The sequence below is a fragment of the Bradyrhizobium sp. 154 genome (genome assembly GCF_023073875.1).
Classification (GTDB): domain Bacteria; phylum Pseudomonadota; class Alphaproteobacteria; order Rhizobiales; family Xanthobacteraceae; genus Bradyrhizobium.
The window spans coordinates 32519-44746 of sequence record NZ_JADPKG010000055.1; the positions used below are offsets into that span (position 1 = coordinate 32519).

14 protein-coding genes and 2 pseudogenes are annotated in these 12228 nt (G+C 59.1%); 5 read left to right on the top strand and 11 right to left on the bottom strand.

From position 1 onward, the window contains the following. Nucleotides 1-360: 360 nt before the first annotated feature. Nucleotides 361-624 (top strand): annotated as a pseudogene (locus tag IVA92_RS14950) (hypothetical protein). A 105-nt stretch (nt 625-729) separates the two neighbouring features. Here the strand turns inward: IVA92_RS14950 and IVA92_RS14955 are convergent. The 5 genes from IVA92_RS14955 to IVA92_RS14975 form a co-directional block, all read right to left on the bottom strand. Further along, nucleotides 730-909 carry a hypothetical protein gene (locus IVA92_RS14955; protein ID WP_247279102.1) on the bottom strand — a complete coding sequence of 60 codons (180 nt, stop codon included), beginning with the start codon at nt 907-909 and terminating at the stop codon, nt 730-732. A 493-nt stretch (nt 910-1402) separates the two neighbouring features. Next, entirely contained in the window at nt 1403-2701 is a 1299-nt protein-coding gene (locus IVA92_RS14960) for a glycoside hydrolase family 130 protein (protein ID WP_247279103.1), read from the bottom strand. A gap of 47 nt (nt 2702-2748) precedes the next feature. Further along, the gene (locus IVA92_RS14965) at nt 2749-5025 is read right to left on the bottom strand and encodes a glycosyltransferase family 4 protein (RefSeq protein ID WP_247279104.1); all 2277 of its coding nucleotides are present in this window, start codon (nt 5023-5025) and stop codon (nt 2749-2751) included. Continuing rightward, nucleotides 5013-5930 carry a class I mannose-6-phosphate isomerase gene (locus IVA92_RS14970; protein WP_247279105.1) on the bottom strand — a complete coding sequence of 306 codons (918 nt, stop codon included), beginning with the start codon at nt 5928-5930 and terminating at the stop codon, nt 5013-5015. Before IVA92_RS14970 ends, IVA92_RS14965 begins: the two co-directional genes overlap by 13 nt. A gap of 201 nt (nt 5931-6131) precedes the next feature. Further along, complete coding sequence (locus IVA92_RS14975) at nt 6132-7070, bottom strand: transglutaminase family protein (RefSeq protein ID WP_247279106.1); 939 nt, start codon at nt 7068-7070, stop codon at nt 6132-6134. Between the two features lie 768 nt (nt 7071-7838). Here IVA92_RS14975 and IVA92_RS14980 point away from each other — a divergent pair. The 4 genes from IVA92_RS14980 to IVA92_RS14995 all read left to right on the top strand — a co-directional run bounded on the left by IVA92_RS14980 (nt 7839) and on the right by IVA92_RS14995 (nt 8917). Continuing rightward, nucleotides 7839-8036 (top strand): hypothetical protein, encoded by a 198-nt coding sequence (locus tag IVA92_RS14980; RefSeq protein ID WP_247279107.1) that lies wholly within the window; start codon nt 7839-7841, stop codon nt 8034-8036. 47 nt (nt 8037-8083) lie between these two features. Beyond that, the gene (locus tag IVA92_RS14985) at nt 8084-8326 is read left to right on the top strand and encodes a type VI secretion protein (RefSeq protein ID WP_247279108.1); all 243 of its coding nucleotides are present in this window, start codon (nt 8084-8086) and stop codon (nt 8324-8326) included. A gap of 106 nt (nt 8327-8432) precedes the next feature. After that, the gene (locus IVA92_RS14990; protein WP_247279109.1) at nt 8433-8675 is read left to right on the top strand and encodes a hypothetical protein; all 243 of its coding nucleotides are present in this window, start codon (nt 8433-8435) and stop codon (nt 8673-8675) included. A gap of 41 nt (nt 8676-8716) precedes the next feature. Next, entirely contained in the window at nt 8717-8917 is a 201-nt protein-coding gene (locus IVA92_RS14995; RefSeq protein ID WP_247279110.1) for a hypothetical protein, read from the top strand. Between the two features lie 41 nt (nt 8918-8958). Here IVA92_RS14995 and IVA92_RS15000 read toward each other — a convergent pair. The 6 genes and pseudogenes from IVA92_RS15000 to IVA92_RS15025 form a co-directional block, all read right to left on the bottom strand. Then, nucleotides 8959-9078, bottom strand: a pseudogene (locus IVA92_RS15000) (SDR family oxidoreductase); the annotation flags it as partial. A gap of 486 nt (nt 9079-9564) precedes the next feature. Beyond that, nucleotides 9565-9936 carry a hypothetical protein gene (locus tag IVA92_RS15005; protein WP_247279111.1) on the bottom strand — a complete coding sequence of 124 codons (372 nt, stop codon included), beginning with the start codon at nt 9934-9936 and terminating at the stop codon, nt 9565-9567. 392 nt (nt 9937-10328) lie between these two features. Further along, nucleotides 10329-10547: a 4-fold beta flower protein gene (locus tag IVA92_RS15010; RefSeq protein ID WP_195785838.1), complete on the bottom strand. Its 219-nt coding sequence runs from the start codon at nt 10545-10547 to the stop codon at nt 10329-10331. Nucleotides 10548-11407: 860 nt separating this feature from the next. Next, a complete protein-coding gene (locus IVA92_RS15015; protein WP_247279123.1) occupies nt 11408-11587 on the bottom strand; it encodes a hypothetical protein in 180 nt (59 codons plus the stop codon). A 56-nt stretch (nt 11588-11643) separates the two neighbouring features. Next, nucleotides 11644-11955 carry a hypothetical protein gene (locus tag IVA92_RS15020; protein WP_346658124.1) on the bottom strand — a complete coding sequence of 104 codons (312 nt, stop codon included), beginning with the start codon at nt 11953-11955 and terminating at the stop codon, nt 11644-11646. After that, nucleotides 11948-12217, bottom strand: a complete 270-nt coding sequence (locus tag IVA92_RS15025; protein ID WP_247279112.1) for a hypothetical protein — start codon at nt 12215-12217, stop codon at nt 11948-11950. The genes IVA92_RS15020 and IVA92_RS15025 overlap by 8 nt, the downstream gene beginning before the upstream one ends. Nucleotides 12218-12228: the final 11 nt, after the last annotated feature.

Sequence of the window (12228 nt, forward strand, 5' to 3'; positions counted from 1 at the left end):
CGCGCAGCCCGGCGCAGACGGACGGAAACTGATTCCACTGCTCCGCCGATGCTGTGTACATCGGTGTGGTGGGGCGGATAAGCCGAACTGCTTAGCGGATCCGTCGGCGAGTCGAGCGTAGCGAAACACTTGAGCGCAGTCCGCGGCATCCTAGTGTCTTGCGCCGACTACCGGTGCGCCCGGCGAGGCACCGAGTGCCGATCCCGGCGAGAAGGAAGACCCAGCGCCGGCCACATAGGTTCTGCACAGACCCACGGAACACGTGGACAAGCCCGTGCCCAGCGATCCGTAATCCCTGCCACTTGCTAACCGCCGGGAACGAGCGAGGGGGAAGGATTCGTCCCGGCAGGAGCGATCTATATGCTGATGACGAAGGAAAGACGGCCGGCGATCTGGACCCTAGGCGGCTGCGCGATTTCCGCGCTGCAGGACGCTGGCGCCATCCGCGAGTGCGAGGAGCATGGATGGAAGCGGGACCGTGCCGACCCGCACGCCCGTGACCGAGCCCTGATATCACGAGACAAGATCCGCCGCCCGGCCTGTCTCCCGATCAAGCCGCGGCTGAGATTCGGGACGTGTTGGATCGGCGACACTTGCCCGGAATGTCTTCCGCAAGACCACTGAGTCCCGCGCAGCGTGGACCCTGCTCAACAAGTTCGAACGTGTTCTTGATCGCCGGGGCGAGTCTCCAGTGATCAACGCTGGACGGTCGCCGCAATTTCTCGAATATCATCCGATGAGCCATCGCCCTTTGTGAATATCGAACTTCACCAACCCTTCGTCTCGCATCTTCAACAGGAGGGATTGGCAAGTTTCTTCATTCACGATGTTGACGCGTCTCATGACTTCGTAGACTTTGAGTGGTTTTTCGCGGAGCGCGTTCAGGACATTTTCGCGATCGTTCAGCATGACTAGAATCCTACCGTCAAAAAGCGCGCCAGATCACTGAGAATACGAAAGCTGATCTTCCGTAACGACTCGCTCGATCTTCTCCGATTTGCACTTGATGCGGTATCTAATACGTCCATCTGCCTCGATGGGCATATGTTGAACGATGGTGTAAATCATTGGACGCTCAGTAGCAGCACGTCCTTGTGGCCCTTGTGGCTGATGGCGAACGTCTTCATTCAGCTTGTAGGCGTATGACATGGATCTACCTCTAAACCTACAGCTGCTCTAACGCGGGCCGTACTGTGATGCAATGCAATACATCCTGTTGCCGTTCCGCTTCTGAGCCCTTCACGGACATGCGCCGACGGATGCCGCTTTCTGGAAGAAGCATGACTCTTCTATTTCGAAACCAGATGAGAGCCGCTCCGCCGTTCACGTTGCACCGATCATTTACTGATCCGCGGTTCTCAGTTGGCCATTTGCAATCTCTGCTTTTACAACAAAATATCGTTCATTCCATGGCGTTCATCAGACTGGCGATGTTGATCGTCGCGAAGTTTGAGAATGTGTCCGAGACGGCGTAGGGGAAAATGATCTTGTCGTGATGTCGCAACGCGCCGCATGTGTACACGACGTTTGGGACATATCCCTCACGTTCGGACAGGTCGGGTCGAAGCAAGGGTTCATGCAGGCGCGCAAGTACTTTCGAGGGATCGTTCTTGTCCAGCAACGCTGCCCCGATTGAATATTTCCGAACCGGCCCGACACCGTGGGTCAGCAACAGCCAGCCCTCATCCAGTTCGATCGGCGATCCGCAATTGCCGATCTGCACGAACTCCCACGGGAATTCGGGTTTCAGAAGCGCGTGGCCGCCATCATCCCATGTGTAGAGGTCGTCGGAATAGATTAGATAGAGATTTTCATTGTCTTGCCGGGCGATCATGGCATACCGGCCGCCGATCCTCTGTGGGAAGAGCGCCATGCCCTTGTTACGAGCGGCGCTGCCCTTCAGAGTGGACAGCCTGAACGACACGAAATCGGACGTCTCAATTAGCTCCGACCTGATCGCCCTACCGCTATAGGCGGTGTAGGTCGCGTAGTAGATCTGTCGTTCGCCATCGTTGAACTGCACGAAGCGTGCATCCTCAATGCCATTCGACTGAGATGCGGTAATGGGAAAGATGACCCGTTCGCTGATATCTTCGCCGCTTTGGAAAGCAACCTCGACATCGTATCCGGCGGGCCCCTGCGTCTGCACGAGAATGGTAGGGCTCGAGGCCAGGCGTGTCGTTGGATCGACGCTGACCACGCCGTCTGCCGCGATCATTCCGGACCGAAAGGTCAGCGACGAGATGTGGCCTTCGCCGACGGCACGAAGGCTCAGGATGAAGCGTAACGCACCGGGAGGAGCGCCGGACTGATCGGGATGCGCTACGATACTCGGGTTGAACAAGGCAGACGCTTCGAACGAATACTCGTTGAGAAAATAGGCACCGACCAATTGACGTTGCGTTTGCGTGAACGAGGCGTGGACGACCAACGCATCTTCCATTTCGTCGGCGCGTGCCTCGAAGGCCCGCAGCAAATTGCGGTGCCGGCCGAGGAAATTCTCAAGAACATCTTCGAGTTGGCGGGCTGCCGCATCGGCGCCGAGTGCCAGAACCCGATCGACGATGTGGTTCGCACGGGTCTTGTCCGTCGGGTTGAGATCGCGCGGCTCGGTCGCCGGCTTGAAAGGGCGCACGATGACCCGTGTCGGGTCGGGCCGCAAATAAAGCGCCTGACGGTTCAGGAATGGAGATTGCGACAAAGCATCCTCGGATTGTTTTCAAGGAGAGGGAAAATGATCGAACGCCGTCAGGCAACCAGCGGCGCGGGCTGCACGCGGCTTTCACTCAGGCGGGCGAGTTGCCTGATTTCGCAGAGGCCGAGCAGATACGACACGACTGATTCCCCGCCGCAGTTCTCATTCGCACGGTCCGGATGCAGGCCGTCGCGGCAACTGCCGGTTTCCAGATCGACCAAGGAAGTCGAAAGATCGTTGCTGCCGAGGAACCATGCGAACACACGCGCGGCTTCGGCTTTCCACTCGACATCATGCTCGGCTCGCCACGCCGCGAGACAGGCGGCGATGGTGGCCGTAGCCTCGAGCGGCTGTTGATCGAACGGCCTCGGCTTCCGGCGCGTCTCGCCAAAACCTGCGGTGCCGACGGGCCGGAATTGACCGCTCGCGGCAGTCTGCTGCTTCACCAGCCAGCGCAGCGATCTCAAGCCGGCGTCCCGATAGACGGCACTCTTGGTCGCCATGCCGGTCAGGATGAGGGCTTGCGGCAAACGGGCGTTATCGTAGGCAAGGCCTTCTTCGAACCAAACCCAGTCCTGTGTCTCGACCGCATTGAAGATCGCAATCAACCGATCCGCCAGGCGAAGCCGGAGATCGGCGGCGCCCGCGTCGCCAGGGACGGCGGCACAATAGGCGTCGAGCCCGAGCAGGACGAAAGCCCAGGCACGCGGCGAGCGAAAGGCTTCCACACTCCGAGCAGCCTCGGCGAACAGCGCCGCAGCCCATTTCCGCCGTGACAGATTCGCGTCGGTCAACGCGCACACACCGAGAGCCCATAAGGTCCGGGCATGGCTGTCTTCCGAGCCGCTTTTCTCCAGCCAGCAGCGGTTAAAGCCCATGAAATTGCGAAACCGCTTTGTGTCGGGATTCCACGCGTGCTGGACAAAGCCGGCAAACCGGGCCGTCAACACTTCCGCCAATCGTTCCTCGCCGGGAATGTTGAGCGCACACGCCAGCAGCAGCGCGCGAGCGTTATCGTCGACACAATAGCCATGGGAGCGATCCGGCACGCAATGTACGGCGTGTTGGAACAATCCGGTGTCGTCGCACATCGACAGGAAATGACCGATGCGCATTTCCGGTGGCGCGCGGCTATCGCGCAGCAGCGTGCTGGTGTCCGAGCGCACGATTGGCTTTAAACGATGCTTGCGACCGGCATTGTCGAACGTCGACACGTAACGTTCGGCTGTCCGTTCCCACGTCATGGGACGGCTGCTCGAATAGGCGCGCTTACGCATAGCCTGCCGCAACACCGCGTTGGTCAGCAGCTTCGCGATTTCATGGCCAGTGGCCGCCGTATCTCCAAACGGAACCAGAATACCACGGCCGTCGGCCAGCAGCTCGCGCGCATGCCAGTATGGCGTGGAGACGACCGCCTTTCCCAAGCCAAAACTGTAAGCCAGCGTGCCCGACGTCATCTGAGCTTCGTTTAGATACGGCGTCACATAGACATCGCACATCGAAATAAAATCGAGCAGCGTCGGCTGGTCGACGAACTGGTCAAGAAACACGACGTGCTTGTCGATACCGAGCTTACGGACACGCGCCACGAGGCTGTCGCGATAGGCCTCGCCTTGGTCGCGTATCAGGTTCGGATGGGTCGCGCCGAGCACGACATAGACCGCATCCGGACGGCTTTTCAGGATCGCCGGCATGGCGTCGATCATGACTTCGATGCCCTTGTTGTGCGACAGAAGGCCGAAAGTAAGAATGACCGACCGGCCGCTGAAACCTCGCCTAGCCTTGGCCTCGTCCGGTTCAACGAACGCGAATTCCGGAATTCCGTGCGCTATGACCTCGATCTTTTCGTCGGCCACCTGATAAACGGTTCTCAGCAATTCGCGGCCCTTTTCGGCCATCACCACGATCTTGGACGATATGTCGGAAATCCGGACGATGACTTCGCGTTGCACCTTGGTCGGCTCGGCAAGCACGGTATGGAGTGTGGTCACGACTGGCATATTCAGGCGCGACAGCAGGGCCAGGATGTGACTGCCGGAGTCGCCGCCGAAAATGCCAAACTCATGCTGAAGCGAAACAACGTCGAACCGGCTGCGGTTCAAGAACTCTGCCGCACGAATATAGTCCTCCGGCCGGTCGTCGTTAATCTGAAATCCAACTGCAGAAGGATAGTCATAGGCTTGGCCGTGGTCGGTCATCGCGACGACGACCGTTTCCAGATCAGGCCGCGAGGCAGCGACAGCGTGCTGAAGATCGGTAGTGAACGTGGCTATGCCACATCGGCGAGGTAGCGAATTGCCGATGAATGCGACCCGATTTAGCGCCACCACGTTTGCAGTTCCTCCGTTTTCGGCCGGGGATGCCCGGGCATGTCTGGGTAGTGCTCAACGAGTGCAACTGAATCTGCATCTGGGCCTGGATAGGCGAGAAGCGCCGTCAGGCCGTCGGGGCCGGCCTCGATCCTAAGCTGATCCGCCTCGATAAAGACGGCCTGACCGGCGGACATTGTCGCTGCTGCGATCTGGCCTTGCCCTTTAATCAAGACAATCCACGCCTCGTTTCGGGCATCGAGAGTCCAGACCGAGCCGGCGACAAGATCGATCTTTTCAAGGAAGAAATGGGCACTGGTGACGAGGGCCGTTCGCGTCTCATTTAGTTTTCGCGAAGGCCATTGACGCGGTGCTGGCGCCGCCTTTGCCGCGGCAACGGCATTGTCGGGATGCAGCTCACGCTGCCGCCCATAGTCGAAAAGGCGGAAACTGGCGTCGCTGTGCTGCTGGATTTCGGCAAGAACGATGCCCGCGCCGATCGCATGAATAGTGCCGGCGGGAACAAAAATAGCGTCGCCGCAGTGAACCGGACGCCACTGCACGAGGTCACCGATCGAGCCATCAGTAATGGCGGTTCGCAGTTCCGCCGATGACAGCCAACGCTTCAATCCGATGGCAACCCGGGCACCGGGCGCGGCCGAAAGAATGTACCACGCCTCGGTCTTGCCATTGGCTAGACCGATCGATCGGGCGAACGTATCGTCGGGATGAACCTGAATGGACAGCGGCTCGGTCGTGAAGAGCAGTTTGAGCAGCAGCACGCTTTCCGAAGAAGTCGCGCCCGCGCGCCGAAACCATAATTCGCCGATTGGATCGTCACTAGCGGCGATGTCGCTCCAGGGAAGCAAGTTGCGGCTCCCCCACGGCTTGCGTCGGGCCTCTACAATGGCGCGCTCGATCGACACTCGGTCTCCCTGGCCTATGCGGCGCAAGCCGTACCACTCGCATTCAGGCGCCGCTCTCTCTTCGAGAAGGAGGGCCGCGTGGGCTTGGCCTCGGTGATGTGGTTGCGCTAATGGCGTTCGCTGCCAACGCCGTTTACGGCGGCTCGCATGGCAGCTCAGTTCCGCAAGCCAGTTCTGCGAAGGATGATGTCCAGATTGGCATCATCGTTCGACGGGCGACGAAATCGTCACCGACTGTGCACTCTTTCCTGCTGGATAGATATGACTATCTTCGGTCATTGAGGTGACCAATACCTTCACATCCATGTTCAGAAAGCTGTCAGTGCTGCCAAAGAAGCTCCCTGACACCGGCGTGCACTGGCTGATATCGCGAGCGACCGCAACGGGGATCAGATTGCGGCCTCCGACGCTGCGGTTGGTTGGGTCGAAGGTGATCCAGCCCGCTCCGGGAACAAAAACCTCGGCCCAGGCGTGAGTTGAGCCTGCTTCGGCCGAACCCAGCAGGTCCTGGTTCGGATCGTGCAGATAACCCGACACGACGCGCGTACCGAAGCCGAGCTTGCGTGCGGCTTCTGCGAACAACACCGCGAAGTCGCGGCACGAGCCCCAGCCACGATCGAGCGTCTCGTTGGGCGACTGGGTGCCCTCGACTTCACGGCTCTGATACTGGATGCGTTGCGCGACACCGGCATTCAGGTCCTTGAGCAGGGCAAGGGTATCGGTCGGACTGCTGCGGATGAAACCTCTCGCCCAGTTTTGCAACCGCTCGGCTGGATCAGGATATTGAGCGATAGTCAGCGCTCCGAGGTCGGTCCATTCGTCGGCGGAGTAGCGGAATGGATAGGAGATCGCCGAAGCGGCGATGGCGAAAACCGGCCAATCAGCCGTGTCGAGCGAGATATTCGCCACGCTGTCGATGATGAGCATATCGGTCATGGCCGTGAACGTGGCCACAGCGACCGCATTGCCGAAGACGTCATGTGCCCATGCCGGCACCGCTACCGGCGTTATCGTCAGGTTCTGCGATACGAGACGAAGGTCGCGACTTTCGCGTGGACGAAGCATCAAGCGGTGTGGTGCAAGGCTCACCAACCCGCGGAAACGATAGGTAGTTCTGTGTTGAATTCGAAGCGCAACCAACGGGAGCTCCAATATCCACGCCTACGAGCAGTCCGAGACAGACTAGGCGATCTCGGCGCACGGCGCACTTGTAACTGCGGAACTCAGGCTCATATTGCTGTTATGGCCAAATCCCCAGTTCGCTTGCTTGACGTCGCCGTGTCGCTATCCGGTCAGGGACGTTGGAAGTGGAACGTTTCAGACGGTGCAACGGAGATCGCGTCGGGGTTCGAAATTACGCGGGAGGCTGCTCAGATTCAGGGTGATTCAGCCCTGTTCGCGCTGCTGTCCATCAACCGACGATAAAACGGGCTGAGTATGGCAAACAGCGGACTCCTGCGCGCGAACTATTGCCTCCCGCCAACGGTCGCGCGGAGGTGAGGTAAGTCTTTCTAGCGTAGAAGAGCTAGCGGAGAGATTTCGGCCGGACCTCGACGGTGCTCCGGCCTCCGGGTCGCGCGGCGCGCGTCTTGCGCGCCGAGGCTCGAAGCCGATTCCGTTCATTAGCGACAATCTACTCTCAAGTTCCGGTGCGCCACGGCGGGCGCATCGATTGCTGGAATCCACCGACGGCGGCCGCGTTTTAAAGCTCGCTATTCCCACTGGGGAAGCGTAGGGTTGCGACATCACCGCCCTTCCCACGGCTTCGACCGGTGACTGAGGGTGACGAGCGCTCCCGCCGAAGAGGAGGAGCGCGCATGTCGCGTTTTCGTCTGGCCGACTGGATCGTGCCGCCCGTGATCGTTCCGCTCTTTCTTCTGCTCCTGGTATTCGCAGCGGCCATCCTGCATGGATAGGGCCACACAGCTGCAATTCCTGGTCAGCAGGGACCATCAATCGGGCCGCGTCAATTTTGGCCACGATACAACCGCTGCGGCCTTGAAGAAGGCGAACGAGCTCCTGGATAGGGGGTATTCGGACGTGCGGATTTGCACGCCGCGAGGCCGCATCCTGCTGTCCGATGAGTTCGATCAGCTCGAAGCATGAGGCCGCATTAACCTCATGATTGTTGGTCGGAAAGGCACATGATGAAGATGTCTCTTGCGGTGTTTGCGCTCTGCACTTTTGCGCAAAACGCTCTTGCCCGGGAGCTCGACTGCCGCACGATCGAGAACACCAGCGGACGTCTCGCCTGTTATGACGCCGCTTTTCCTCCGAAAATCAAGGCGCCTGTGACGGTCGAGAGCGACGCATCGCGAGCGGCATACAAGGACCCATTCGCCGCCGAAGAGGCCCTAACCGCAGCGAAGCTGAAGAATATCTGTCGCGACTGCTGAGATTGCGGCACCGCAGTAGTGGGAGTGCGAGACAGGGAGGGCGGCGAAGCGAGCCGTTGCGGTCGTTGGCGTCATCCCGCGTTTGTCAGCAGTCAAAGGAACCTTTATGGCCCGCGAAACAATCTATATCGTGCAGGCATTCAACGCCGGCAAGGGCGGACATCTGAAGCCGGACTCTCCGATAGCCTGCAAAACGGAAAGTGCCGCGCTCCGAACGGCGGAGCGGCTCGCGTTGAGCAAGCTTGCTGTCGTTGCGTTCTCGTCGAGTGGCGATCCCGAAATGGGCGACTATGACGATGAGCCTACAGTCATCTTTCGCAAGGGTGAGCTACCGGCGGCCTTCAATTGAAGGCTTCGGTTCGGATCAAAGCGACAAGAAGGCGAATATTGATGAGCGCTCGACTTGAAACACTGAAGACAGCCCGTAGTCGCATGATCGAGGATAGGGACGCGCATGCGACCGTGCTGGCCGCTCCCTTCGATCGCGACAAGGCCGAGCGTGCACGCAACAAATTCGTCGAGCTACAAACACTCATCGACGCCTTGGACCGCGCGATAAGCGGAGAGATGTCCAGCCCGTCAGGAAGTTAAGCCACGCCCAGGTCTCGTCGCGGGCGTTCGACTCGTCCGCCCTAGAACTGATACCGCCGCAAACCGCCATTCACCGGAATCACCGTGCCGGTTATGTACCGCGCCACCGGTGACGCCAGACACATCGCAAGCGCGGCGAGATCTTCCGGCTCGCCCCAATGATGGGAATGGTTCGCGATCGGAAGTGAAGCGCGTCCATTGCGGTCATTGTCGGCTCATTGGCCCTCAGCCGAACTGACTACGAGGGGCCGCATAGGCCGCTCTCAGAGGAGAACCGGACCTGACAAACAGAACGACCGGACTGCCGCTTGTGACCGCAAGCGAACATTCTCGGAGCGGGCACCGATGTACGCTATCGGAAGCAAGCCGATGGGTCGCCGCCTGCGTAGCCTTCCAGACAAACGAGGCGGCGGATTCACTTGCCGGCGTGGACGTGCCCGTGTGGTTCCCAATGAAAAACCGCGCGAGGCGTCAACGATTGAGTGTCAGAGTCGGGGCCACGGTTGCGGAATTGTCGTTTTGAAAGCCAATGAGCAGCACATAACCGCCGAATAGGATGACGGCCAACAAGCCATATACAAGGTAGGAAGGCCGTCCGGACCCGAGAGCGCTCATTTCGCTGGACCCTTTCTTGGCGAAGCGACCGCTCAGCTCTTTGTGGCCGTCTTTGAGAGTTCAGCTTCTACGCCGACTGCGCACGCCCTGGCGATTGAATAGTCCATACTCGTGGAGGCAACGGTCTTCACAAATTCGCCGATGACGTTGTCCCTTGAATAGGAGCCCGCCGCCTTGAACTTGGCGACGGCGCCGTCGGCCGCTGTGAACTGAGCGACGCATATCGGGACCAGGACAGACATCCGACCGTTGGTCTCCGCCATTGTGGTCATGGTTTGGGCGGTACCGCCGGTGACCCAGCCGCCCCAGGAAAATCCGATCGTTATCGCCGCAACAGCGCCGAAAGCGATTCCCTGGAGGAAGCGAGTCCGCGCCTCACCTTGCAAAATGTCGGGCATTCTCATGATGGTCTCCTTTTTTTGCGCACAAGCGGGCTCGGAGCCGCAGACGCCGCTTGCGTCCGCGCTTGGCAAAACATCCAGCTGTGTGAGATTGCGCCTTCCGATGGCACGCTAGCTGCCGCTACGACGACGAACAGCGACTTCGGAAGTCACCGCTTCATGGACAGCTTCAAGGCGAACACCTGCCACCTTGCCATTCAACGATAGTCTGTTGGCCTGATGCTGTACAGCACCTTCTTAGTTCCAGTCCAAAGGTAGCAGTGCCGTCGTCTCTGAGCGCGGTCTCAGGCCGTGATTGCAGCTCTCAGCGGCTTGGTCCCGACGACGTTCATGACCGCCTCCAGATTATGGGCCAGGCAGAGAGCTGTCTCGGCGATCACCATTGTGGCAGGGTCTTAAGGACTGACTCTGGCGGAGAATAGCTTGTCAGTGGAACGATCGAGCCGCTTATCGGAGCCTTGCGTCCCGTTCAGATGGCCGACCAACTCGCCGGAAAGTCGATAGATATTGATCCCTTTTAGATGATAAAGTTCTTGGCCGTTAAGGCTGAAGATGGTCGCGCCATCCACCACCCCAACGCGGGTGCCATTGCTATTAAAAATATTGCCGCTCATGACTGACCTCCCAGAGGCCCCGGAACCAAGTTGCACTTGTTGTAACCAGATAGCGAGACAATTCGGACGCCACACCGGGCACTTGGGAAAATCCAGACGACCATCGCCATAGCCAACGGAGGCAATTTAGCTCGGGATGCTAATTCGACCGTGAGAAGCTGTGTGACACCGGCAATTTAAGGAGACCTGTTACATCGCAATCGACGCAGCGGAATTTGCGTCCTCCCGTTTTCACGAGCACAAATCGCATAGGCCTGCTGCACTTCGGGCAGATGGGAGGCGGGGTATTCTTGGGCATAGGATCTCCCTTTCACCAAGGCGGGAGCTCAACACTGTCAGTCACCGACAACAGCCAAAAGCGCGAAACGGTGATAAAGCACCCTGCGCCTTTTAACGGTCCAGTAACGAGTCAATTCCGAGCAATCGACACGGTATTCAAGCACTCCGCCATTTTTTAGATCGGCGCAATCACGGTTTCGATCCGCAGGATCAGAATTGCGCGGCTGGCGGCTTCTCACACGAACGATCAACATTGATTGGCATCGACAGTAGCGCAGCGATATTCGATCTCATCTTTACCGATATCCATCATTGGCACCAAAGCGGACACGGCGGTTATGGTGATGCTGCTGATAGCGTTCGTCGAGATTGGCATCTGTATCGGCTAACCACGCTTTACGGACCTTCTTGGCGCGCTCGGGCAACGTCCCTTGTCTCAAACAATAGCAAGAGGCGATCAACGGCCTTTCACTTCCCTAGCGCCGTTCAGCATAAAAAACAGCAGGCCCATCTGTTCGTCCTCATATCCCCGGATGTTGCCGCGCGCGAGCATCAAACCTTTCTCCCGAAACAGAGCGGACTTAGGTCTTCTTTTTCGCTGTCGGCGGATTGATTTCAGCGATCCTGCGCAAGCAGTCGGCTTCGGAAGAATGCGGGCCCGAGACGAAGGTTCCACTGACTTTGGTCGAGTACCAGCCGGATTCCACACCGAGACGAAGCGATTCTTCTGTCATGACGTGACGAGGCGAGAGTTTTTGCATCATGGTGCTTTCGGTTAGGCCGTTCCATCGTAGCAGGAACGGGCAGGATGAAGTGCTCACTTGAGCCAAACACTGGTTTGTTCAGGTTTCTTCCCCGAAAGTCGGGTAAGGTCCGCAAGCACCGCGGACACCAGGTCGCGGTGATGGGTGTCGGCCGCCGGCAGGCCGGCGGAGCACGTAACGCGCCTTGGCCACCGCCTCGAGCCACGAGGTGGCCGGTGCGGCGAGGATCTCGATTTGACAACGCCCCGCTTGTCACGCAGCAGCTTCGCATCGGCCTCGAGTTCGGCGATTACGCGACGGATATCGGCGGCTTTCTGCGCCGCCATGCCGCGATGTTTGTCGAACTCGATCGGGCTCTCAGTCACGCGGCGCACTCGCATCGATGCGTTGCGCGTCGGACAGATCGATCGAACTGATCGAGATCATCTCCATCGCGGATCGTTGCGGCGGCGCGCCGGGCACCATGATCATGGTGGCGACCCGCCGGAAGCACGGAAACGAAAGGCCTTCGATCATCTCCTCGTCGGTGATGATTTCGTAAGCTCCCGATGCGAGCTGCCGGTCGATACCCTTGATGCGGAAGGGATGCCTGAAATGAACCGTTTCCCGTCGCGTGCGCGTGGTCATGCCGGCAGCCC

What these genes read in the sequence shown, in the direction of transcription:
- IVA92_RS14980 (WP_247279107.1), top strand. Translation starts at nt 7,839, where the DNA reads ATGGATAGGGCCACACAGCTGCAATTCCTGGTCAGCAGGGACCATCAA.
- IVA92_RS15015 (WP_247279123.1), bottom strand. Translation starts at nt 11,587, where the DNA reads ATGCAAAAACTCTCGCCTCGTCACGTCATGACAGAAGAATCGCTTCGT.
- IVA92_RS15005 (WP_247279111.1), bottom strand. Translation starts at nt 9,936, where the DNA reads ATGAGAATGCCCGACATTTTGCAAGGTGAGGCGCGGACTCGCTTCCTC.
- IVA92_RS15025 (WP_247279112.1), bottom strand. Translation starts at nt 12,217, where the DNA reads ATGACCACGCGCACGCGACGGGAAACGGTTCATTTCAGGCATCCCTTC.
- IVA92_RS14990 (WP_247279109.1), top strand. Translation starts at nt 8,433, where the DNA reads ATGGCCCGCGAAACAATCTATATCGTGCAGGCATTCAACGCCGGCAAG.
- IVA92_RS14955 (WP_247279102.1), bottom strand. Translation starts at nt 909, where the DNA reads ATGCTGAACGATCGCGAAAATGTCCTGAACGCGCTCCGCGAAAAACCA.
- IVA92_RS15010 (WP_195785838.1), bottom strand. Translation starts at nt 10,547, where the DNA reads ATGAGCGGCAATATTTTTAATAGCAATGGCACCCGCGTTGGGGTGGTG.
- IVA92_RS14995 (WP_247279110.1), top strand. Translation starts at nt 8,717, where the DNA reads ATGAGCGCTCGACTTGAAACACTGAAGACAGCCCGTAGTCGCATGATC.
- IVA92_RS14985 (WP_247279108.1), top strand. Translation starts at nt 8,084, where the DNA reads ATGTCTCTTGCGGTGTTTGCGCTCTGCACTTTTGCGCAAAACGCTCTT.